Raw genomic sequence first — 22,588 nt, 5'->3', positions numbered from 1 at the left:
GCGACCGCCCGGGTCAGTCGATACCGAGTTTCTTCAGCTTGTAGCGCAACGCGCGGAAGGTGATGCCCAGCTTCTTGGCCGTGGCGGTCTTGTTGTAGCGGGATTCTTCCAGCGCCTTGATGATCGTGTCGCGCTCGATGTTCGAGATGAAGTCTTCGAGCGAGCCGTCGTGCCCGGCCGGCGCGACCGGGATACCCGCCGCCGCGGCGAGCACCGACTCGGGCGTGGCCTGGGCCGTCGCGGGGGGCATCGCCGTGGCGGGCGACCGCTGCGGCAGCATCAGGTCGTCCGCCTCGATGACGTCGCCGTCGCACATCGCCATGGCGCGCTCGAGGATGTTTTCCAGCTCGCGCACGTTGCCGGGGAACTGGTAGCCCTCCAGGGCCGCCATGGCCTCCGGGCGCAGACGATTGGGCGGCATGCCGGCCTCGGCGGCGAGCTGGCGGAGGATGAAATCGGCCAGCTTCGGCACGTCGCCGCGGCGTTCGCGCAGCGGCGGCACGCGCAGTTCGATGACGTTGATGCGGTAGAAAAGGTCCTGGCGGAACAACCCCTGCTCGACCAGCGCGGCGAGGTTCTTGTGCGTGGCCGAGAGGATGCGCACGTCGACCGGAATCTCGTCGCGGCCGCCGATCGGGCGCACGGCTTTCTCCTGTATCGCGCGCAACAGCTTCACCTGCATGTGCAGGGGCAGCTCGGCGACCTCGTCGAGAAACAGCGTGCCTCCCTGGGCGGCCTGGAACAGGCCCTCCTTGTCGGCGTGGGCGCCCGTGAAACTGCCCTTGCGATGGCCGAAGAACTCGCTTTCCATCAGCTCGGACGGGATGGCGCCGCAGTTGACCGGCACGAACGCGCCGGTGGCGCGCGGGCCCAGTTCGTGGATGAGCCGGGCGACGAGCTCCTTGCCCACGCCCGATTCGCCGGCGATGTAGACCGGGGCCTGGTTGCGCGAGAGCTTGACGATCTTGCCGCGCACCTCGGTCATCGCGGAGGAGTCGCCGATGAGACGGTCGGCCCCGGGCGCGGCGAGCTTCGCGCCGGCTTCGGCCTTGCGCTCCTCGGACAGGCGCAGGGCGGTACGCACGAGGCGGCGAAGCAGGTGGATGTCCACCGGCTTGGAGACGAAATCGAAGGCGCCGGCCTTCAGTGCGTTCACGGCGGCATCCACGTTGCCGTAGGCGGTGATCATCGCCACGGGCATGTCCGGGTGGCTGGCCGCGATCAGTTCGATGATCTCCTGGCCGCTGCCGTCGGGCAGGCGCATGTCGGTGAAACAAAGGTCGTAGCGCCGCGACGCCAACGCGCTGCGCGCCTCGTTGACGCTGCCCACCGCGTCGACGTCGAGTTCCATTCGACCGAGGGTGATGGTCAGTAACTCACGGATATCCCGCTCATCGTCGATGACCAGTACGGTCTGCTTGCTCATGGGGTCCGAAAGGTTCGGTAAAGGATCCCAATGTAACCGCCCCGGCCCGGCGCGCAAAGGGTGGACCTCATGCCTGGGCCACCGCGGGCAGGGCGGTCGCGCTACGGGCGGGCGGGGTGAGGCTCACCCGGAAGCAGCTGCCGCCGCCAGCCACGCGCACGTACTCCAGCGCCGCCTGGTTGGCCTCGCTCATCTGCCGGGCCAGGTAGAGGCCCAATCCCGTGCCGTATTCGTGCGTGGTGAAGAAGGGCTCGAAGATCTGCGCCGCCACCTTGGGCGGGATGCCCGGCCCGCGGTCGATCACCTCGACGATGGGCACCCCGGCCTCCGAATGGCGCGCCACGAGCATGACCCGCGCCGGCTCGCCCGGCAGCCGTCCGTAGCGCAGGGCGTTCTGCACGAGGTTCCAGATCACCTGCTGGAGGTGCTGGGGGTCGGCCACGGCGACCACCGGCTCGCCGCCGGAGACCGCGCGCAGCACGTCGGCGCCCAGGTCGTTACCCTGCTTGTACTCGGTCACGAAGTGGTGCACCCAGCGGCTGAGGTCGAGCGTCTCCGGGCGCGAACGCTCGCGCCGGGACAACTGGAGGATGTTCTCGATGATCTCGTTGAGGCGCGAGCAGTGGTTGTTGATGATCTCGACCATGCGCAGGTCGGCATCGTTCATGTCGGTGGATTCTGCCAGCAGCTGGGCCGAGTAGCGGATGGCCGCGAGCGGATTGCGGATCTCATGCGCGATCGAGGCGGAAAGCCGGCCGAGCGAGCTGAGGGTGAGTTCTTCGGCACGGCGCGACACCAGGGAGGTGTCGTCGAGGAAAATCAGCACGTGCGAGTCGTCGTTGGGGGCCAGCCGTGAAAACCGGGGCACCACCTCGGGCGTGCCGTCGGCGAGCATCGTGGCGCTCTCGTCGAGCTTGCCCGAGGTGCGCCAGTGGTAGAGACGGCGCGACAGCTCGGGCGCCAGCGTGCCGAGGTCGCGCTGGTCGGCCGACGGATTGCCCATCAGCATCCACGCCGATTCGTTGAGCTGGTGGATGCGATTGCTCTCGTCCACCAGCAGCACACCGGTCTTCATCCGGCGGATGATCAGCTCGTTGACCTGGGAGAGGTTGGCCAGGTCCAGGCCGCGTTGCTCGGCCAGCGCCTCGGAGGCGCGGATGTTGCGGCCGAGCACGTAGCAGAGCGAGGCGCAGGCGAAATACGCCGCCCCGAACAGGCCGTATTCGACCAGCTCGCGATCGGAACTGCCGGGTGTCTCGGTGAGGTCGAAGAACGAGTGGCCTAGCATGCCCAGGGTGGCCAGGGCCGCGAAGAACATCGACAGGCGAAGGGGCAGCAGCAGGGCGCCGGTGGCGATGTTCACCGCGAGCATCATCGAGATGCCCATGCGCACGTCGTGCATGAGCACGAGGGCGAACAGGGCGGCCACGATGTCCAGCACGAGGCCGGCGCAAACCACCAGCACCGGCCGGTGCTGCGACTGGCGTGTGCGGGCCACCATCACCAGGGCTGCGAGCAGGTAGGCCATGCCCAGCAGCCGGGCGAACAGGGGCTCGGGAAGGGCGGGCCAGACCATGTGCTCCGGACGGAAGGCCAGGGCCGTGTAGACCGCCGCCTGCCCGAGCCGGAAGTAGTTGAAAAAGAACAGTTCGTGACGCGGGACGGCCGGCGCTGCGCCGGCCCTGGCTACCTTGCTCGGCACGGGCTTGGACACCTGGCTGTTCTCCGCGGGCGGCCCGGGTGGGCCATCGGTGACCGCCAGTATAGGCGCGACCCGGCCCGCGGCAACCGGCGGTAGCGGCCCGTGACGACGGCGCCCGCCGCGCCATCCGCCCCCGTATGCGGCGGCGCCCCTTTCCTTCCGGGGCGCCATCCGGGAAAATACGCGGCCGTATTGCGTGAAAAAGGCGCAATCGCTCCACCTCCCCACTCCCGTGCGAGTCGTTCGCGGCCGCGCGCTTTTCTCACGAGTTTTTCCCGTTCGCTCGAGGTATCGAATGAATTTCCACGAGTACCAGGCCAAAGAACTGTTCGCGAAGTACGGCATCACCGTGCCCCCGGGCAAGGTCGCCAACTCTCCCGACGCCGCCGTCGACGCCGCCAAGCACCTGGGCGGTTCGCAGTGGATGGTCAAGGCCCAGATCCATGCCGGTGGTCGCGGCAAGGCCGGCGGCGTCAAGTTCTGCCGCAGCCTGGACGACGTCCATGCCGCCGCCAAGGGCATGCTCGGCACCCAGATGGAAACCTACCAGTCGGCCGGCCGCGCGCTGCCGGTGAACCTGGTGCTGGTGACCGACGCGACCGACATCGCGAAGGAACTCTACCTTTCGATCCTCACCGATCGCGACACCAAGGCCATCTCGTTCATCGCCTCCAAGCACGGCGGCGTCGACATCGAGCAGGTCGCCCACGACACGCCCGAAGACATCCACACCCTCGTGGTGGATTACGTCGAAGGCCTGCAGCCCTACCAGGCGCGTGAGCTCGCGTTCAAGATGGGCCTGGAAGGCAAGCAGGTGAACCAGCTGGTCAAGATCATGCTGGGCCTCTACAAGCTCTTCAACGAGAAGGACCTCGCCCTCGTCGAGCTGAACCCGCTGGCGATCCTCGCCGACGGCAACCTCGCCGCCCTCGACGGCAAGGTCAACTCCGACGACAACGCCGAGTTCCGCCACGCCGATCTCGCCGCGATGCGCGACCTCACGCAGGAAGACGCCGCCGAAGCGGCCGCCGTGCAGCACAACCTCAACTACGTCACGATGGACGGCTCCATCGGCTGCATGGTGAACGGCGCGGGCCTGGCCATGGCCACGATGGACGTCATCAAGCTGGCGGGCGGTGAGCCGGCCAACTTCCTCGACGTCGGCGGCGGTGCCACCAAGGAGCGCGTCACCGAGGCGTTCAAGCTCATCCTTTCCTCCGACAAGGTCAAGGCCATCCTGGTCAACATCTTCGGCGGCATCGTGCGTTGCGACCTCATCGCCGAGGGCATCATCGCGGCGGTGAAGGAAGTGGGCCTGCAGATTCCGGTGATCGTGCGCCTGCAGGGCACCAACGTCGACCAGGGCCGCGAACTGCTGGCCAACTCGGGACTGGCGATCACGCCGGCCGACGATCTCAACGATGCGGCCCAGAAGGCCGTGGCCGCCGCGGCCTGAGGAGCGAAGCACCCATGAGCGTCCTGATCAACAAGAACACCAAGGTCATCGTGCAAGGCTTCACTGGCCAGCAGGGTACCTTCCACGCCCAGCAGGCGATCGACTACGGCACCCAGATCGTCGGTGGCGTGACGCCGGGCAAGGGCGGCGCCGAGCACATCGGCAAGCCCGTCTTCAACACCGTGCGCGACGCCGTCGACCAGACCAAGGCCGACGCTTCGGTCATCTTCGTGCCGCCGCCGTTCGCGGCCGATTCGATCCTCGAAGCCATCAACGGTGGCATCAAGGTCATCGTCGCGATCACCGAGGGCATCCCGGTACTCGACATGATGCGCGTGAAGAACGTGCTCAAGTCGCACCCCGACGTCGTGCTCGTCGGTCCGAACTGCCCGGGCGTCATCACCCCGGGTGAGTGCAAGATCGGCATCATGCCAGGTCACATCCACAAGCCGGGCAAGGTCGGCATCGTTTCGCGTTCGGGCACGCTCACGTATGAAGCGGTGTTCCAGACCACGAACGAGGGTCTCGGCCAGTCCACCTGCATCGGCATCGGCGGCGACCCGATCAACGGCCTGAACTTCATCGACTGCCTGAAGCTCTTCCAGGACGATCCGCAGACCGAAGGCATCATCATGGTCGGCGAAATCGGCGGCAGCGCCGAAGAAGACGCGGCCGAGTTCATCGGCCAGTACGTCAAGAAGCCGGTCGTGTCGTTCATCGCCGGCGCGTCGGCCCCTCCGGGCAAGCGCATGGGCCATGCCGGTGCGATCATCTCCGGCGGCAAGGGCACGGCGGCGGCGAAGTTCGCCGCGCTGGAGAAGGCGGGCGTCACCACGGTGAAGTCCCCGGCCGACCTCGGCAAGACCCTCGCCGGTCTGATGAAGTAAGCCTCGCGCCATCCGCTCAGGAAAAGCCGCGGCCTTCGGGCCGCGGTTTTTTTTTGGGTTCGTTACGGATGACCCGGGGCGATCCCGGCGATCGACCTGAAGGCACGGCGGATGGTTCGATCGGGCGATCCGTGGTGGTGTTGGCGGCCTGGTACCGCCAGAGCGCGTTGCACTTGGGCGATGTCGCGCGGAGACCTTGGTGTCCACCCTCGCCGCTCGGGCAGTCCTCCGCGTTCGAGAGGGAAGGCCGCTAACGCGGCCCATGGGCTTGATTGGCCTACGGCCGCGCTCTTGTGCGGAACTCGCCTCGAGGGTGGACACCGAAGACTCTGGCCTCAACGCCCCACGACCCCACGGCCTCGCCGTCCGGGCCAACGACGGGCCCTGCCTCCATGCAGCACCCCCGACCTTACGAGAAGCGCCATTTTTCATGGCGCGGCGCGTGAGGCGATACGCTCAGTCTTCGATCGGCGTGGCGCCGGCGAAGACGGACTCCGGCCCGGCGATCGCGTAGTTGCGGATGCGTCGCTGGTTCTCCCGGGTGTACGCGTAGCATTTCGAACGCAGTTGGAAGACGACCGGGTACATGTTGCTCTCGCACCACCAGCCGCCGCGGTAGAGCACGGCACCGTCGTCGTGTTCCGCGCCGAACAGGTGCCCCAGTTCATGCGCGACCACGCGGTATGAGCCGTCGACGGAAGCGATCGCAGCTGCGCCCCGCTGGTAGGCCATGCCGTCGATGTTGCCTTTGAGTTCGCCGCCGACCAGCATCACGAGCTTGTTCAGGTGCGCATCCGCCGTACCGTCCACGCGTGCGAACATCACTTCGGCGGCGTCGGCAACCACCTGCAGTGCGTTGGCATTGCGCAGGTCCAGGCGCATGATGCCGCCGGGCATCATGTGGGACGGTGAGCCTTCGGCCTCGGGCATGTCCGACATGTGGTAGTGCACGACGATGCGCATGAAAGGCAGGATGGTTTTCGTCATGTCCTTCAGCCACCAGGCGACGTAGTCGTGGTGGATGTCGTCGGCCGTGAATCGCTCCCGCAGGTTCTCGTGAAGCAGGAAATGCACGTTCACCGTGCGTGGGCTGCCATCCTGGGCAAGAGCCTGCGCACGTCGGTTACGTGTCGCGTGCGGGGTGGGCGTCATGTCGGTCACGCGACGCGTGAGGTGGCGTTCGTCGTCGAGTTCGACGTGCCCGTCGTGACGCGTTGCGACGATGTCGTGCCCGTCGAGCGTGCCGGCGTACATCGAGCCCGTGGTGCCATCCGGAAAGGCCAGCTCGACGGGAAGCCGTTCGTCGATCGTCATCAGGGAGGATGTCCCTTCGTCGCCATCGACCGCGCGATGATGGATCGCGAACGTGGTGGGAAGGCCTTCGGCGACGATTCGTTCGAATCGGGTGGCCACGTCGTCGGCACGCGCGGTGGTCGTGAGTGACAGCGCGATGGCGATGCCCAGGCAACGCCGGGCGAGAGAGGTTGGGATGATCACGGGTATCACGTCCTTGTGGAGTGGGGGCGCGACTGTAGTCGAAGCGGTGGCGGCGTGCCTGGCGTCGCCCTCGTGCGCGACGCAGGACTACGCAAGCGGATGGCCGATTCCTAGGACGGACGCCTTTGGCCATCGATAAACGATCGGCATTGCGATGTCTTTCATTTGGACGCCTAAACGCTTGACACCCCGTGCCGCGTGTGTGCTAGCTTTGACGCAAAGCAGCATGTGACGAAGGGGTCCATCATGCGCCGTTCCGAATCGTCCCGCCTGCATCGCCGGGCCAGCGCGCAGCCCGCGCGATGTCCGTGGTTGTCTTGATGATCACCCGCGCCGGGTAGCGTCCTGCCCGGCGTCTCGCCGAACCGATTCCACGATCCACGCCTCGCCGGCGCGACGGGCGCTCATGCCCATCGCGAGCGTTGCCCGATGACCTGTCACGCCTCGCCGTGGCACGGGTGCGGCTGTCCTCACGTTCATGCATCCAGGAGTGCCATGGTGTCCCTTTCCCGCACGTTGCTCGTCACTGCCCTGCTTGGCGCGTTGTCTCCCGCGGCGATCGCGCAATCCACCACCGGATCGATCTACGGCCAGGTCGATGGTGCCGCCGGCGACATCGTTCGTGTCTCGAGCGATACCGGCGTCTCGCGCGACGTGCCGATCGATGCCCGCGGCCGCTACAGCGCCGCGCAGTTGCCGCTGGGCACGTATTCCGTGTCGGTGCTTCATGCCGGTGCGGTGACGCGGTCACGCGACAACGTGAGCCTGCGTGTCGGTTCGGGCGTGGAGGTGTCGTTCGCCGCCGCCGATGCCACCGATCTGGGAGGCGTGAACGTGCGGGCGAATGCCCTTCCGTCGATCGACGTGTCCACGGTGGATTCGCGCACGGTCGTGACCTCGCAGCAACTGGCGAAGCTGCCGCTGGGGCGTAACGCCGAAGCGATCGCCCTGTTGGCGCCGGGCGCGGTCAACAACAGCGGAAGCTTTACGAGCGCGACCGGTAATTCGCTCGTGTCGTTCGGCGGCTCCGCCGCCAGCGAGAATGCCTATTACGTCAACGGCTTCAACACGACCGATCCGTTGCGAGGCTTCGGTGGCATCTCGTTGCCGTACGGTGCGATCGAGCAGGAGGAGGTATATACCGGCGGCTACAGCGCCCAGTACGGCCGATCCGACGGCGGCGTGATCAACGTGGTGGGCAAGCGCGGCACCAACGCGTGGCATGGCGGGGCACAGCTTATCTGGGAGCCGAACGCGCTGCGCGCGAACGAGCGCAACAGCTACTACACCAACGGCCTGCCGCCGCAGCCGGTCGCCGGTTCGCTCTACCGGCTCAACGACGTCAACGCGCGAACCTCCACCACGGCGAGCCTCTACGGAGGCGGCCCGTTGGTGAAGGACACCCTCTATCTCTTCGCCGCCGCCGAAGTCGAGCGGCAGAGCGGCGCGCTCACCAGCGACGTGACGCAGTCGACGCCTTACCGCGCGTATCGCTACCAACTGCCGCGCTGGTACACCAAGCTGGACTGGAACATCGACGACAGCAACATCGTCGAAGTCACCGGTGCCTCCGACAAGACCGAGCGGTCCGGCACCATCTATGCCTACGACTATGCCGACGGTCATCGGGGCCCGCGGCTGTCGGGAGCAAACAACGAAAAGTTCGGTGGCGACGTCTACACGGCAAAATACACCGGCTACCTCACCGACCAGCTCACGGTGAGCGCGCAGTACGGCAAGATGCGCACGCAGAACTACGTGTCGCCCTCGGGCTACGACCCCAACGCGGTCTACATCGGCGACGCGCCCTCGCAGAACCCCGCGCTCACCGGAGGCACGCCACGCACGTCGGGGCAGACCGTCACGTCGTTGTCGGACCCCGGACGTGGCAACGAGACGACCAACACCCGCCTCGACCTGCATTACGCGCTTGGCGACCACGCGATCACCCTCGGCATCGACAACCAGCAGGCGCGTGCCCGCGACCAGGGCACGTCGACGTCCGGGCCGGGTTACTCATGGGACTACAAGCAGGGTGATCCCGACCTGCCCATCTCGACGGGATTGGGCGTGGCCGCGCCAGGCGGGTATCCGGGCGGCGAGCAGGGCTATTACGTGGTCCGTGGCGTGTCCTCCAGTCTCGCCACCGTGCGTTCTAGCCAGCGCGCCCAATATATCGAAGACGCATGGCAGGTCTCGGATCGCTGGCTGCTCACGCTCGGCCTTCGCAACGACCAATTCACCAACTACAACGCCAATGGCGAAGTCTATATCCGGCAGACGTCGCCGCAGTGGGCGCCCCGGCTCGGCTTCAGCTGGGACGTGAACGGTGACGCGAGTTTCAAGGTTTACGGCAACGCCGGGCGTTACTACCTCGCCTTGCCGCTCAACCCCGCGCTCAACGCGGCGGGTGGTGCGCTCAGCACCTCGCAGTACTTCACCTACCAGGGCATCGCGGCCGATGGCCAACCCACCGGCCTCACGGCCATCGCCCCGGGCGTGCCGGTTTCCCCCAACAACAACTTCGGTCAGCTGCCCGATCCCAAGACGGTCGCGGCGCGTGGCATGAAGCCGGAGAACCAGGACGAATACATCCTCGGCTTCACCAAGACGTTCGCCACGTCATGGATCTACGGCGCCAAGCTGACCTATCGCACGTTGCGCAACGCGATCGACGATTACTGCGACATCGGGCGCATCGTGGCCCAGGGCCGGGCGCTCGGGCTCGACATCGACACGGCGCAAGCGAACAGCTGCTACCTGTTCAATCCCGGCCAGGCCAATACGTTCGTGTTGCTGGATACGGCCGGCAACCACGTCGACGTGCCGGTGACGAACAAGGACCTCGGCTTCGACCGGCTCAAGCGGTCTTACTACAGCCTCGAACTGTTGCTGGAACATCCATTCGACGGTACGTGGTACGCCCGGGCCAACTACGTCTTCTCGCGTAGCTACGGCAACACCGAAGGCCAGCTCCGCTCGGACCTCAACCAGACCGCCGCGTCGACCAGCGAAGACTGGGACAACGCCTACATCATGGAGCACACCAACGGTCCGCAGAGCAACGACCACACGCATCAGTTCAAGCTCTTCGGGTATTGGCAGGTCGCGCCCGAATGGCTCGTGTCGGGTAACGTGAGCGTGGTATCCGGTACGCCGCGGCACTGCCTGGGCTATTACGGGCCCGACCGGGAAGATCCCGGTAGCTACGGCGGAAGCTACCACTACTGCAACGGCGAGCCGTCGCCGCCGGGCGCGCAGGGCCGCACGCCCTGGATCCGCCAGATCGACCTGGGGGTGAGCTGGCGGCCCGGCTTCGGCGAAGGTCGGCTGGCGTTCAACGCGAACGTGTTCAACCTGCTCAACGAGCAGCGCGCCCTGCAGCAGTATCCGTACTCCGAATCGGGTCCGGGCGTGCCCGAGCCGCGCTTCGGTGCGATCACCCAGCGCCAGGCACCGAGGTATGGACGGCTGAGCGTGACCTACGACCTCTGACCACGTGACTCAAGGCGCGGGAAGGTTCCAGGTGTCGCGCAGGCGCGCGTACTCGGCCCGGGGAAGGAGAACGAACACGGGGTGCTTCTTCGGGTCGAGCCAGGCGAGCAGGTGCTCCATCGTGGCGTCGGTCATCGCCGTGCACCCCGCCGTCGGTGACGTCGGCGAGGCCCACAGGTGGGCGAAGATGCAACTGCCCGCGCCACGCTCGCCGGCAGGGTTGTGCTCGATGACAAAACCGAGGCGGTAGGCGTGATCGCCGTGGAAGTGAAGGTCGCGGCGCATCGCTTCGGTGGCCCCCGCGACGGCCTGGGCGCCGACGGTCGCTTCGTCGACCAGCTGGTTGTAGTAGGGCGAGCGATCCACGTCGACGCAGTAATCCGAGGCGGTGAGCGCCATGTAGGGCATCGCGGTCGGCGTGCGTTCGGCGTAGCCGAACGCCTTGCCGACGCGGAAGACGCCGGCGGGGCTGCGGCCGTCGCCTTCGCGCTTCTGCGGGCCGTCATGCTGTGGTGGGTGCAGTCCCACGCCCCACGCACTGCCCTGGCGTCCGAGCGTGACATCGCTGGCCGTGCCTTCGGCCTTCCAGCCGGCGCCGTCGCGTACGTAGGTACGCAGGGTGCCGCGGTCGCTGTTCCAATCGGTCGTGGTCACCACGATCATCTGTCGCGACACCGACCACGCCGCGGGAGCTTCGAAGGCGGGGGCCGCGGCCGTCGCCAGGCAGGCGAGCATGGCCACGACCGCCCGTAGCGGCACCCATGGACGGTAGACGCGGTGGGATGTCGGCATCATCTAAAGGGCCTCCAGGCCATGAATCCGGCGAATGCCCAGTCCGGGCGCGTCGGACAGTGTGATCGTCGACGCATCGAAGCGGGCGCCGCCATCGACCGGATCGTCGACGCATAGCGACGGCGCGTCCAGGTCGACCCGGGTGATGACGTCGGCGCGGGCGACGGCGAGGTGCGCGGCCGCCGCGACGCCGATGCTGGATTCGAGCATGCAGCCGATCATGCACTCCACGCCATGCAGGGCGGCGAGGTCGGCGATACGCAGCGCGTTGGAGAGGCCACCGCTCTTGGTCAGCTTGATGTTGATGATATTGGCGGCCCGCCGCTGGATCAGCGCCAGCGCTTCGCGAGGGCCGAACACGCTCTCGTCGGCCATCACGGGTGTCGCTACCCGTTCGGTCACGTAGCGCAGGCCGTCGATGTCGTGGGCTTTCACCGGCTGCTCCACGAGGTCGAGCCGCACGCCGGTGTTCTCCAGCGCGTGCAGCGCTCGCACGGCCTCTTTCGCCGACCAGCCCTGGTTGGCGTCCAGGCGAAGGCTTGCGCGGTCGCCTACCGCGTCGTGGATGGCGCGCACGCGTTCGATGTCGACGTCGATGTCCTTGCCGACCTTGATCTTCAGCGCGTCGAAGCCGCGATCGATGGCGGTCAGCGCGTCGGCGACCATCGTCTCGATCGTGTCGACGCTGATCGTGAGGTCGGTGCGGATGACCGGGGTGCCGCCGCCGAGCAGGCGATACAGGGGCGCGTCGTAGTGCTGGGCCCACAGGTCGTGGACGGCGATCTCCACGGCCGCCTTCGCGTTGCCGTTGCGTTCGATCGCGCCCTGGATGCCGCCCAGGAGATGACGGAGGTCGGCGATGTCCTGACCGATCACGCGTGGCGCGATGTAGCGAGCGATTGCCTCTCGCATGGACCCGTGGGTGTCGCCGGTGATCACCGCCGTGGCGGGCGCGCTCCCGTAGCCGATGCGGCCATCGTCCGCGTGCAGCATGACGACGAGGTCTTCCACGGCATTTACCGTGCGCAGCGCGGTCTTGAACGGGGTGCGCAGGGGCGCGCGAAGCATCCCGAGGCGGAGGTCGACAATCTTCATGGCGTGGAGGCCGGGCGGATGCGGACGATGCTGGTCATGCGGTCGACGAACGACGTGCGCTCGTCGTACATCAACGGCAACAGCGGCGTGACCGACACGGCGTTGAGTTTCACATGGCGCAGCGTGCCATCCGGTCCACGGTAGCGGATGCCGCTCACGTCATGGATCACGTAGGGCTGGCCGTCGATCCGGCCGATCACCATCATCACGTGACCGGGGATGTAGACCAGGTCGCCCACGTCCAGCGCCATCGCGGCGGCGATCCGCGCGTCGTGGGTGTCGTTGGCCGTGTAGATCGTGTGGTCGAGACCGGGGCTCCTGGCCTGGTCGCCCGTGTTCCTGGGCATCTGCACGCCCATGCTGCGGTAGACGTCGGAGACGAACCCGCTGCAATCGCGCCCGTCGTAGGCGTGTCCCCAGCCGTAGCGTTCGCCCAGGAAACGGAAGGCCTGGCGGATCACGTTGGCCCGGGTCAACGGCAGATAGTCCGGCGCGGTCTCGGTGTTGCGCTGGAGCAGGGCCGGTTGGAACGCCAACGTACCGGCCGCGTCGCGCACGGGGAGGCTCAGCGTCCACGAGGTGTAGGCGGTCTGGCCGTTCACCGGCTGGTCGGGCGGCCGTGTCGTGTCCAGCGGCACGCGGGTGCCCATGTCCAGCGACAACTGCGACAACGTCGGCGCCTCGGGCGTAAACACCGTTTCCACACGTGCCCCGGTGACGACGCGGTAGGGCGTTGCGTCGACATGCGCGAAGATCGCCGCTGGATCGCCGTAGGCGATATCGTCGGCATGCACCCACGCCGCATAGCGGGGACTCACGACGAACACCCAGCGGCCATCGCGGCTCGTGTGCACCGCTACCAGGGGATCGCCCGGGAACAGCGTGCTCTCCTGGAAGCGGTCGATGTCCGTGTCGTCGGCATGGCTGAAGACGCGCAGGTCGCTGGGGTAGCCGCGAAGGGGCGCGCGACGCACGGCCATGCCATAGCGCGGCGTGACCTGCGCCGGCACGGCGTCGAGCGCCGCGTTCGCGAGGATGGCGTCGAGCGTCGTGCGTGGCACGGGTTGTCCATCGACGTCGAACAGCGCCGTCGACGGCGGGCGGGTGAGCGCCCGTATAACGCCGTCGACCGTGTCGTGCGACAGCGTGGTATCGAGGTGGCGGATGTCGTGCATCGACGGATCGCGTTGGGCCACCCGCGCGTTGAGTGCGTCGATGGCGGCCCGGTCTAGCACGACCGCGTCGGCCTGGGGCAGCCGCTTCACCCAGAAGGCGGGATCCAGCTGCGCGTCGGTCACGCCAGGCACGCCCGACGGCGCGATGGCCAGATCGTTGGCCGTTGCGTAGGGCGCCCAGGCGAGGGTCGCGGCGAGCAGGGCGGTGCGAAACAGGTTCATGCAAAGGTCCGGGTCAGGTGGCCATCGACGACAGCACGGCAGCGACGAGCAGGCCGAAGCCGGTGCCGAGGATGTAACCGAGCAAGGCCAGCAGCACGCCGACCGGCACCAGCGAGCGGGAATACGTGGCCGCCAGCACGGGCGTGGCCGCCACGCCGCCGATATGGGCGAGCGACGAAATGCCGCAAAGGTAGAGATCGAAGTGGAACAGGCGCGCGAAGAGGCACAGGAAGACGGCGTGCAGGGCGATCACGGTGACGCCGCAGAGGATGTACCTCGGCGCGGCGGCGATACCGTCGAAGCTGCCCTGCGACGCGAGTACGGCCACCACGGCGATGAGCAGCGCGCTGGACACGGCCTGGGCGCCAGGCAGGCGGGCGAGGGGCGTCTGGGCCGCGACGAGGCCTGCGACGGTCGCGATCAGGATCGTCCAGGTGGTCGCCGACACCATGCTGCCGACGGGCAGCGACGCGCCCAGCCGGGTCGACAGGGCCGCCACGCCGAGCGCGATGCCCAACCACAGCAATACGCTATCGCCGGTCGCCGGCGCGCGCGGTCCCGTGTCGGCCACGGTCATGCCTGCGCTGGACGTGGCGCGGGTCCAGCGGTTGAAGGCGGGGGCGAGGCGTCCCGCGGCGAACAGCACCACGACCCACATTGAGTAGCAGAGCGCGTCGGTGAGCAAGGACGTCGCCAGCGGCGCATCGGCCATGCCGATGGCCTGTTTCACGGCAATCATGTTTGCCGTGCCGCCCATCCAACTCCCCGACAGTGCGGCCAGCGGCTTCCATCCGTCGGCCGGCAACCCGGCACGGAACATCGCGAACGCGACGATGAACGCGGCGAACAGGCTGATTGCGGTGCAGGCGAACACGCCCAGCACGCGCGGCCCCAGGGCGACGATGGCGCGGAGGTCGCCGTTGATCATCAGCAGGAAAATCAGCGCGGGCACCAGGCGCGCCACGATGGTGTCCTGCACGGCGTGGATCGCGGGCGTGGCGGTCCACGCGCCCGCGACCGCCAACGCCGTTACGCTGAGGTAGGTGAGCACGATGGGCGGCAACACCTCGAACACCTTGCCGCCAACCCGGCGTTCGATGGCCGGCCAGAAACCCGCCGCTAGCAGCATTACGGCCAGGTAAGGCCAGACCGACTGGATCAAGCGTCGCCCTCCGCGGTGGTTGCGCCCGGCCGTGTCACCCGTGACCGGCGTCCACCGGCATGGTACACAGCACGAAGGCAAACCACGAAAGCAGCCAGGCCGGTGAAGATCGTTCTCCGGCGCCTCTGCGGCGCCATGCTCGTCGTCGCGACCGCCGCCACCGTCGCCGCAGTGCCCTCGCCCGACGCGGCGAGCGCGGGGCTGGTCGATGCGCGCACGCGCGTACCCGACCTCGACGAAGACATGCGTTACGCGGGTGCGGACAACTTCACCGGCGCGCCCGTCGATGGGTATCGCGCGCCGGTGTGCCTGCTGCGCCGCGCGGCCGCGGACGCGCTCGCCGCGGTGGAGGGCGAGTTGCGTGCGCAGGGCTATCGCCTGCGTGTGTGGGACTGCTACCGGCCCGCGCGGGCCGTGGCGGCGTTCGTGCGCTGGGCCGGCGACCTGGCCGACACCCGGACGAAGGCGGCGCACTACCCGCATCTGGAGAAACGCCAGTTGCTGGGCGAGTACATCGCGCCGGTCTCCGGGCACAGCCGCGGTGCCACCGTCGACCTCACGCTCGTGCGCTGCGATGGCGGCACGTGCGCGCCCGTGGACATGGGCACGGACTTCGACCTGTTCGATCCGCTCGCCCACACGGACGATCCCCGTATCACGCCCGCGCAACGCGCCAACCGCCAGCGCCTCGTGCGGGCGATGGCGGCCCACGGCTTCGTCAACTACCCGGCGGAGTGGTGGCACTACACGCTGCCGGCGGCCGCGGCGCCGACGATCCTCGACGTGCCGGTGCAGTGAGGCGGGCGCCGGGTCCGGCGCGGCACGGTATCATGGGCGATCCCCGCGACCGCACGGATTCCCCATGTCCCTCTTTCGCTTCGCCCTGGCCCAGTTCGATTTTCCAGTCGGGGCCACGGCCGGCAACGCGCTGAAGGTCAAGGCGCTGGCCGACGAGGCGCGCGACCGCCTCGGCGCTTCGCTCGTCGCCTTTCCCGAACTGACGCTGTCCGGCTACCCTCCCGAAGACCTGCTCCAGCGGCCGAGCTTTCTCGTGGCCTGCCTGAGCGAGCTCGACGCGCTCGCCCCGCGCATCGAAGGCATCTCGGCGGTGGTCGGCCACCCGGATACGCAGGGCGAGGTGTACAACGCCGCGTCGCTGATCCGCGAGCGGCGGATCGAGTGGACTTACCACAAGCAGGCGTTGCCCAATTACACGGTGTTCGACGAGAAGCGTTATTTCCGGCACGGTAGCGCGACCCGCGTCTTCACGGTCGACGGCGTGCGCGTCGGCATGCTCGTGTGCGAGGACATCTGGGAGGCCGAGCCGGCCGCCCTGGCCGCCCGCGCCGGGGCCGAACTGCTGCTGGTGATCAACGCCTCGCCTTACGACCGGCGCCAGGCCGCCACGCGCGAGGCGCTGCTGCGCGAGCGCGCCACCGAGAACGGCGTGGCCATCGCCTACGTCAACCTCGTCGGTGGCCAGGACGACCTGCTTTTCGACGGCCATTCGCTGCTGGTGCAGCCGGACGGCACGATCGCGGCGCGCGCGCCGTCGTTCGAAGAGATGCTGCTCGCGGTGGACTACGACACCCACACCCGTCGCCTCACGCCGGTGGACTGGCCGGTCGATCGACCGGCGGACGGCGAGGCCATCCTGTACGCCGGCCTGGTGCGCGGCGTGCGCGACTACGTGGGCAAGAACGGGTTTTCCGGCGTGCTGCTGGGGCTGTCCGGCGGCATCGACTCGGCGCTGACCCTCGCCATCGCGGTGGATGCGCTGGGCAAGGACAAAGTCACCGCGGTGATGATGCCCACCCAGTACACCTCCGAGCTCTCGCTGCGCGAGGCGAAGGCACAAGCCGAGCACCTGGGGGTGGAATACCACGTGCTGCCGATCGAGGGCATCTACCAGTCCTTTACCGACACGCTGTCCCCGGTGTTCGCCGGGCGCGCGCCGGATATCACCGAAGAAAACCTCCAGTCGCGTTCGCGTGGCGTGCTGCTGATGGCGCTGTCGAACAAGACCGGTCGCCTGTTGCTCTCCACGGGCAACAAGAGCGAGATGGCGGTGGGTTACGCCACGCTGTATGGCGACATGTGCGGTGCGTATGCGCCGCTGAAGGATCTCTACAAGACGGTGGTCTACGGTCTGTCGCGCTGGCGCGCGTCCATCGACGGGGCCATTCCCGAGGCGGTGATCGATCGGCCGCCGTCGGCCGAGCTGCGCCACGACCAGACCGACCAGGACTCGCTGCCGCCTTACGACGAACTCGATGCGATCCTCGAGCAGTTCATCGAGGGCGAGGCGTCCGCCGAGGACATCATCGCCGCAGGACACGACGACGCCACCGTGCGCCGGGTGATCCGCATGGTGTTCATCAACGAGTTCAAGCGCCGCCAGTCGGCCCCGGGACCGAGGGTCACCACGAAGGCCTTTGGCCGTGAGCGGCGCTATCCGATCACGTCCGGCTGGCGCTGAGGCGGCGGACCGTGTCCGCGAATCCTCGGGTTAGCTCGGGGGAATGAGGCCATGAACGCCATCGGAGCCATGCCGGCTGCCGCCGGATCGCCGATGCGATCGGCTCTTACCCCTTCGGTAGGACCTTAACCGCGTCCGGCGCCTGTCCCATAAAAAAACGCCAGCCGGCGGCCCGGCTGGCGTTTGGGTTCCACCCCGCGACGCGGGTGCGCTCGACTCAGTGATGCCCCGAGAAGGGGATCGCCTTGCGCAGCGTCGACGGGTGATGGGGCCAGTTCGGATCGGTGAGGTACGGGTGATCCGGGTAGTTCAGGGCCAGCACCGAGCGGGTCTGGTCGGCCAGCGGCTTGCGGCCCAGGGCCAGGTAGCTGCGGGTCAGCACCGCCAGCGCGTCGGCGGTTTCCGGCGACTGCTGGTAATGCTCGATCACGTACTGCGCGCGGTCCGCCGAGGCGATATAGGCCTTGGTGCGCAGGTAGTACTCGGCCACGTTCACCTCGAACCGGGCCAGCTGGTTGCGCAGGAAGATCATGCGCTGGCGGGCGTCGGTGGCGTAGGCGCTGTTCGGATAACGGCGGGTGAGCTGGCTGAAATCGTCGAACGAGGTCAGGTTGAAGCCCTGATCGCGACGCGTGGAGGCATCCGAGCCGCGGTTGAAATAGCGCTCGATGAAGCCGCCGGTGCGGTCGAAATTGATCAGGCCGCGCAGGTAATAGGCATAATCAGCGTGCTTGTGGGTCGGAAACGTCTTGATGAAGCGGTTGATCGTCGAGTACGCGTCGTCCGGCTTGTTGTCCTTGTACTGCGCGTAGGCCAGTTCGATCTGGGCCTGTTCGTTGATGTCGCCGGACGGGAAACGCGCGATCAGGCGCTGGTAGGCCTTTTCCGCCGCGGCGTAGTCGGCATGCTCTAGCGAGTCGTGGGCGTTGGCGTACAGCCGGTCGACCGGCATGGTATCGATCGTTTCCTTCTTGCTGCGAAACATCGAGCAGGCGCTCATCGACAGGGCGAGGAAGAGCAGAATGGTGATCTTGGTTGCACGCATTGAGAGAGTTCGGATGCTTGAGCGAAAGGGCATGATAGCCGAAACCGGCCGTGGGCCGGGTGAGGCGCTATGACGACGGTAAGACATGAGGCCACGGTGCCCGTGGCGGCGGCGGGACGGCGTTTCGACCAGTCCCTGGCCGAGATGTTCCCCGACTACTCCCGATCCCGCCTGACGGGCTGGATCAAGGAGGGCAAGGTGACGCTGGACGGCGCCGTGGTGGCCCCCCGGCACCTGGTCCGGGGCAACGAGCGGGTGGTCCTCGAGGCCGAGCTGGAGGCCGAGGTCGACGCCCAGCCCGAGGCCATCGCCCTGAGCATCCTCCACGAGGACGCCGACCTGATGGTCATCGACAAGCCCGTGGGGCTGGTGGTGCACCCGGGGGCGGGCAACCCGGCGGGTACCATGCTGAACGCGTTGCTGCATCACGACCCGGCGCTGGCCGAGATACCCCGAGGGGGTATCGTCCACCGCCTGGACAAGGACACCTCGGGCCTGATGGTGGTAGCAAAGACCCTGGCCGCCCAGACCGCCCTGGTCGGCATGCTGTCCCGCCATGAGGTGCATCGCCAGTACGAGGCCGTGGTCCTGGGCACCCTCGTGGCCGGCGGCACGGTGGACGAGGCCATCGGCCGCCACCAGCACGATCGGCTGAAGCAGGGCGTGCGCGACGTGGAAATGGGCGGCAAGGAGGCGGTCACGCACTACCGCGTGCGCGAGCGGTTTCGGGCGCACACGGTGCTCCAGTGCAACCTGGAAACCGGCCGCACGCACCAGATTCGCGTGCACCTGTCCCACATCGGCCACCCGTTGGTCGGCGATCCGCTCTACGGCAACGGCCTGCGCCTGCCCCGCGGGGCGAGCCAGTTGCTGATCGACGCCCTGCGCGGCTTCCGCCGCCAGGCGTTGCACGCCGAGAAGCTGGCGTTCGAGCACCCGGTGACGGGGAACTACCTGGCGTTTGAATCACCGCGCCCGGCCGACCAGGAGGCGCTGCTCGAGGCCTTGCGCGCGGACACGGCCGAGCACCCGATCGAGGATTGAGCATGTGGATCCGGCCCGACTGGGTCGCGCCCGTGGGCGCGGCCGTATCGACCCGCCACGGACCTGGCGTCTCCGAAGGCCCGTACGCCCGGTTCAACCTGGGCCAGCGTTCGGGTGACGACGCGGCGGCGGTGCGCACGAACCGGGCGGCGCTGGTCAGCGCCCTCGGCCTGCCATCCGAGCCGCGGTGGCTGCGCCAGGTGCATGGCACCGCGGTCGCGACCGACGACCTGCCCGACGGTCAGGAGCCCGAGGCGGACGCCGCCGTGGCCTCCGGGCCGGGCAGGGTGCTGGCGATACTCACGGCCGATTGCCTGCCGGTGCTGTTCGCATCCGCCGACGGCCAGACGGTCGGCGCCGCTCACGCTGGCTGGCGCGGCCTTGCGGCCGGCGTGCTCGAACGGACCGTGGAGCGCATGCCGGCCGACGGGTTGCAGGCGTGGCTGGGGCCGGCGATCGGTGCGGCCTCGTACGAAGTCGGCGAGGACGTGCGCGCGGCGTTCGTCGACGGCGACGCGGGAGCGGCCGATGCCTTTCGCGGCACGCGTCCCGGACACTGGCTCTGCGATCTTGAAACGCTCGCGCGTCGTCGGCTGGCGGCCGCAGGCGTCGGCCGGGTGTCGGGGGGGCGCTTCGACACCTTCACCGACGAGCGGCTGTATTCCTACCGCCGGGACGGCGCGAAAAGCGGGCGCTTCGCCTCGCTCATCTGGACGCGGTGACATCGTGACCCTGACGGCCCACCGTAGGAGCCGACAGGTGACGCGATCACCTGTCCCAGGGATCAGGGCATCACTGCCGGCGTCGGCACGTAGATTTCCGGCTTCACCCGCGGCGGCTCGGACAGCGCATGCAGGAACGCGTTGCGCCACGCCGTGATGTCGTTGCGCTCCAGCACGTCCATCATCGACTGCCAGCGCATGCGCCGCTCTTTCAGGGGCATCTCCAGTGCCCGCTTGAGCGCCTCGGAGACCTCGTCGAGGTCCGACGGGTTCACCAGCAGGGCCGCATCCAGCTCCTGGGCGGCGCCGGCGAAGCGCGAAAGCACCAGCACTCCGGGATCCTGGGGGTCCTGGCAGGCCACGTATTCCTTCGCGACGAGGTTCATGCCGTCGCGAAGGGGTGTCACCAGGCCCACCTTGGCCGTGCGGAAGTACCCCGCCAGCACCTTGTGACCGAATGACTTGTTGACGTAGCGGATCGGAACCCAGTCCGGCTCGGCGTACTGGCCGTTGATGTGCCCGGCGCTGCGTTCCAGCTCGCGACGCAGCGAACGATATTCCGGCACGTCCGAGCGGGATGGCGGAGCGATCTGCAGCAGGGACACCCGCCCGCGCAATTCCTTGTGGTCGCGCAACAACCGGGCGAAGCCCTCGAACCGCTCCGGAAGACCCTTGGAATAGTCGAGCCGGTCCACGCCGATGATCAGCGCACGATCGTCGATGGAGGCCTTGAGCTTCGCCACCGCGCCCGCGTCCTCCGCGCGATGGGCCAACTCCACCGCTTCGGCGGTGTCGATGCTGATCGGAAACACGCCGGCCCGGAAGATGCGCCCATTGGCCGCGCGGATACGACCGCCGGTCCGCATGGCCGCACCGAGCTCGTGGAGAAAATAGTCTTCCAGCGCGCGCAGGTCGCGCTGCGTGTGCAGGCCCACGAGATCGTAGGACGCCAGCGGTTCGAGGATTTCCTGATGGCGGGGCAGGGTGATCAGCAGCCCGGCGGCCGGAAGCGGCGTATGCAGGAAGAAGCCGATCCGGTTTTCGACGCCCAGTTCGCGCAGCATCGCGGCGAGCGGAATCAGGTGGTAGTCGTGCACCCAGACGATATCGTCCTTGCGCAGGAGCTTGGCCACGCGCTCGGCGAAGATCCGGTTGACCCGCAGGTAGCCTTCCAGATGATCGCGCCGGTAGTCGACGAGGTCACCGCGATAGTGGAACAGCGGCCAGAGCGCCCGGTTGGCGAAGCCGCTGTAGTAGTCGTCGTGATCCGCCTTCGACAGATCGATCGTGGCGTAGCTGATGTGCCCGTCTTCGACCTCGTGCAACTCGGTACCGGTCTGCGCGGCGAGGTTGCCGCTCCAGCCGAACCACAGGCCTCCCATCTCCTGCAGGGCGGCGTTCATCGCGGAGGCCAGCCCGCCGGTCTGCGTCTGCTTGGGCAGCGCGACGCGGTTCGATATGACGACTAGTCGGCTCATGTGGCGTTTGCGGCTCCCTGCATCAAATGGGTCTTCACGGCGTTCAGCCAATCGTGGACGGCGTTCGGGCTAGACAATGTGAATGTCGCGTGTGTCGGTGTTCTTTCACCCACGCGAATGGCGATGCCGCCGCGCTCGCGAACGGCGGCGAACGCATGTTCGTCGGTGAGGTCGTCGCCGAGGTAGATCGGCGTGCGACCGCGAAACGGCCGCTCGTCGAGGAACGCGCGCACCGCGACGCCTTTGTCCATGCCGCGCGGCTTGAACTCGAACACGCGGTTGCCCGGCTGCAACTCGAAACCCGGGAAGGCGGCAACCAGCGCCGGCGCGCGTCGCGCCAGTTCGGCTTCGTGCTCGGGGCGTTCGCGGCAGTGCAGGGCCACCGACCAGCTCTTGTCCTCCACGCGCACGCCAGCCAAGGCCTCGCCCGTGGCGTGCACGACGGCGCGGAGCCGGGCCAGTTCGTCCGGGTCGACCGGCACGGTGGCGAATCGGCCCGCGCCATCGCGGCGTTCGAGGCCGTGCTGTCCCGCGGCGGGCCACGCCGGTCGGCCGAAGATGCGATCAAGCCCCTCGACAGGACGGCCGCTGACGAGCGCAAGCGCGCCACCAAGCGCCTCATGCAGCCCATCCAGGGTGGCGATCATGCCCGCGGGAGGCGCCACGGCCTCCGGATCGTCCGCGAAATCGAGCAGCGTGCCGTCGGCATCGAGGAACAGCGCGCTCCCGGTCCCGACGAGTTCCGGTGGCGGTGGCGGCAGTGGGTCGGACACATCGATTCCTGGCAAGGTAACAGGCTGAGCATGGGTGGCGCGGGGTGAAGAAAGGGTGGGGGTATGCCGGCGGCATCCGTCGATGGCCCGAGGATGCGAGAGAGCCCGCCCGCTGGACTCGCCCCTGCCCTCAAGCGA

17 protein-coding genes are annotated in these 22,588 nt (G+C 67.9%); 7 read left to right on the top strand and 10 right to left on the bottom strand.

The window, feature by feature from the left end:
• Positions 1–13: 13 nt before the first annotated feature.
• A complete protein-coding gene (locus PI246_RS08845; RefSeq protein ID WP_320550895.1) occupies positions 14–1,426 on the bottom strand; it encodes a sigma-54-dependent transcriptional regulator in 1,413 nt (470 codons plus the stop codon).
• Between the two features lie 67 nt (positions 1,427–1,493).
• Positions 1,494–3,140 carry a sensor histidine kinase gene (locus PI246_RS08840; RefSeq protein WP_320550894.1) on the bottom strand — a complete coding sequence of 549 codons (1,647 nt, stop codon included), beginning with the start codon at positions 3,138–3,140 and terminating at the stop codon, positions 1,494–1,496.
• A gap of 283 nt (positions 3,141–3,423) precedes the next feature.
• Here PI246_RS08840 and sucC point away from each other — a divergent pair, with 283 nt between their 5' ends.
• Both sucC and sucD read left to right on the top strand, forming a co-directional pair.
• A complete protein-coding gene (gene sucC / locus PI246_RS08835) occupies positions 3,424–4,584 on the top strand; it encodes an ADP-forming succinate--CoA ligase subunit beta (protein WP_343218470.1) in 1,161 nt (386 codons plus the stop codon).
• A 14-nt stretch (positions 4,585–4,598) separates the two neighbouring features.
• Positions 4,599–5,471, top strand: a complete 873-nt coding sequence (gene sucD / locus PI246_RS08830; protein WP_320550892.1) for a succinate--CoA ligase subunit alpha — start codon at positions 4,599–4,601, stop codon at positions 5,469–5,471.
• 456 nt (positions 5,472–5,927) lie between these two features.
• On the opposite strand, the gene PI246_RS08825 is transcribed toward sucD, so the two are convergent.
• A complete protein-coding gene (locus tag PI246_RS08825; protein ID WP_320550891.1) occupies positions 5,928–6,968 on the bottom strand; it encodes a M12 family metallo-peptidase in 1,041 nt (346 codons plus the stop codon).
• A 495-nt stretch (positions 6,969–7,463) separates the two neighbouring features.
• On the opposite strand from PI246_RS08825, the gene PI246_RS08820 reads away from it, so the two are divergent.
• Positions 7,464–10,463: a TonB-dependent receptor gene (locus tag PI246_RS08820; protein WP_320550890.1), complete on the top strand. Its 3,000-nt coding sequence runs from the start codon at positions 7,464–7,466 to the stop codon at positions 10,461–10,463.
• 9 nt (positions 10,464–10,472) lie between these two features.
• Here PI246_RS08820 and PI246_RS08815 read toward each other — a convergent pair whose 3' ends face one another.
• Genes PI246_RS08815 through PI246_RS08800 form a run of 4 tightly spaced genes read right to left on the bottom strand, consistent with a single transcriptional unit; the run spans position 10,473 to position 14,909 of the window.
• Positions 10,473–11,258, bottom strand: a complete 786-nt coding sequence (locus PI246_RS08815) for a L,D-transpeptidase family protein (RefSeq protein WP_320550889.1) — start codon at positions 11,256–11,258, stop codon at positions 10,473–10,475.
• Positions 11,259–12,350: a dipeptide epimerase gene (locus PI246_RS08810; protein ID WP_320550888.1), complete on the bottom strand. Its 1,092-nt coding sequence runs from the start codon at positions 12,348–12,350 to the stop codon at positions 11,259–11,261. It abuts the gene before it with no gap.
• Positions 12,347–13,747 (bottom strand): C40 family peptidase, encoded by a 1,401-nt coding sequence (locus PI246_RS08805; protein WP_320550887.1) that lies wholly within the window; start codon positions 13,745–13,747, stop codon positions 12,347–12,349. Before PI246_RS08805 ends, PI246_RS08810 begins: the two co-directional genes overlap by 4 nt.
• A gap of 13 nt (positions 13,748–13,760) precedes the next feature.
• A complete protein-coding gene (locus tag PI246_RS08800; RefSeq protein WP_320550886.1) occupies positions 13,761–14,909 on the bottom strand; it encodes a DUF819 family protein in 1,149 nt (382 codons plus the stop codon).
• Positions 14,910–15,044: 135 nt separating this feature from the next.
• On the opposite strand from PI246_RS08800, the gene PI246_RS08795 reads away from it, so the two are divergent.
• On the top strand, positions 15,045–15,707 hold the full coding sequence (locus PI246_RS08795) for a M15 family metallopeptidase (protein WP_320551220.1): 663 nt from the start codon (positions 15,045–15,047) through the stop codon (positions 15,705–15,707).
• Between the two features lie 64 nt (positions 15,708–15,771).
• Positions 15,772–17,388, top strand: coding sequence for an NAD+ synthase (locus PI246_RS08790; RefSeq protein WP_320550885.1), 1,617 nt, complete (start codon positions 15,772–15,774; stop codon positions 17,386–17,388).
• Positions 17,389–17,605: 217 nt separating this feature from the next.
• On the opposite strand, the gene PI246_RS08785 is transcribed toward PI246_RS08790, so the two are convergent.
• Complete coding sequence (locus tag PI246_RS08785) at positions 17,606–18,433, bottom strand: outer membrane protein assembly factor BamD (protein WP_320550884.1); 828 nt, start codon at positions 18,431–18,433, stop codon at positions 17,606–17,608.
• A gap of 69 nt (positions 18,434–18,502) precedes the next feature.
• Between PI246_RS08785 and rluD the strand changes: the two genes are divergently transcribed.
• Positions 18,503–19,477, top strand: a complete 975-nt coding sequence (rluD, locus tag PI246_RS08780) for a 23S rRNA pseudouridine(1911/1915/1917) synthase RluD (protein WP_320550883.1) — start codon at positions 18,503–18,505, stop codon at positions 19,475–19,477.
• Between the two features lie 2 nt (positions 19,478–19,479).
• Positions 19,480–20,199 carry a peptidoglycan editing factor PgeF gene (pgeF, locus tag PI246_RS08775; RefSeq protein WP_320550882.1) on the top strand — a complete coding sequence of 240 codons (720 nt, stop codon included), beginning with the start codon at positions 19,480–19,482 and terminating at the stop codon, positions 20,197–20,199.
• 62 nt (positions 20,200–20,261) lie between these two features.
• Here pgeF and otsA read toward each other — a convergent pair whose 3' ends face one another.
• Positions 20,262–21,677, bottom strand: a complete 1,416-nt coding sequence (gene otsA, locus PI246_RS08770; RefSeq protein ID WP_320550881.1) for an alpha,alpha-trehalose-phosphate synthase (UDP-forming) — start codon at positions 21,675–21,677, stop codon at positions 20,262–20,264.
• On the bottom strand, positions 21,674–22,450 hold the full coding sequence (otsB, locus tag PI246_RS08765) for a trehalose-phosphatase (protein WP_320550880.1): 777 nt from the start codon (positions 22,448–22,450) through the stop codon (positions 21,674–21,676). Before otsB ends, otsA begins: the two co-directional genes overlap by 4 nt.
• Positions 22,451–22,588 lie beyond the last annotated feature (138 nt).

The organism is Luteibacter sahnii (genome assembly GCF_034063545.1).
Taxonomy (GTDB): Bacteria; Pseudomonadota; Gammaproteobacteria; order Xanthomonadales; family Rhodanobacteraceae; genus Luteibacter; species Luteibacter sahnii.
The sequence above is the reverse complement of the archived record's forward strand: the minus strand, read 5'-3'. Positions and strand labels throughout refer to the sequence as shown.

Bases quoted from the DNA above. Each gene is read 5' to 3' on its own strand.
- PI246_RS08810 (WP_320550888.1), bottom strand. From the start codon at position 12,350: ATGAAGATTGTCGACCTCCGCCTCGGGATGCTTCGCGCGCCCCTGCGC.
- PI246_RS08845 (WP_320550895.1), bottom strand. From the start codon at position 1,426: ATGAGCAAGCAGACCGTACTGGTCATCGACGATGAGCGGGATATCCGT.
- PI246_RS08790 (WP_320550885.1), top strand. From the start codon at position 15,772: ATGTCCCTCTTTCGCTTCGCCCTGGCCCAGTTCGATTTTCCAGTCGGG.
- PI246_RS08815 (WP_320550889.1), bottom strand. From the start codon at position 11,258: ATGATGCCGACATCCCACCGCGTCTACCGTCCATGGGTGCCGCTACGG.
- pgeF (WP_320550882.1), top strand. From the start codon at position 19,480: ATGTGGATCCGGCCCGACTGGGTCGCGCCCGTGGGCGCGGCCGTATCG.
- PI246_RS08795 (WP_320551220.1), top strand. From the start codon at position 15,045: ATGCTCGTCGTCGCGACCGCCGCCACCGTCGCCGCAGTGCCCTCGCCC.
- otsA (WP_320550881.1), bottom strand. From the start codon at position 21,677: ATGAGCCGACTAGTCGTCATATCGAACCGCGTCGCGCTGCCCAAGCAG.
- sucC (WP_343218470.1), top strand. From the start codon at position 3,424: ATGAATTTCCACGAGTACCAGGCCAAAGAACTGTTCGCGAAGTACGGC.
- PI246_RS08785 (WP_320550884.1), bottom strand. From the start codon at position 18,433: ATGCGTGCAACCAAGATCACCATTCTGCTCTTCCTCGCCCTGTCGATG.
- PI246_RS08805 (WP_320550887.1), bottom strand. From the start codon at position 13,747: ATGAACCTGTTTCGCACCGCCCTGCTCGCCGCGACCCTCGCCTGGGCG.
- PI246_RS08820 (WP_320550890.1), top strand. From the start codon at position 7,464: ATGGTGTCCCTTTCCCGCACGTTGCTCGTCACTGCCCTGCTTGGCGCG.
- rluD (WP_320550883.1), top strand. From the start codon at position 18,503: ATGACGACGGTAAGACATGAGGCCACGGTGCCCGTGGCGGCGGCGGGA.
- sucD (WP_320550892.1), top strand. From the start codon at position 4,599: ATGAGCGTCCTGATCAACAAGAACACCAAGGTCATCGTGCAAGGCTTC.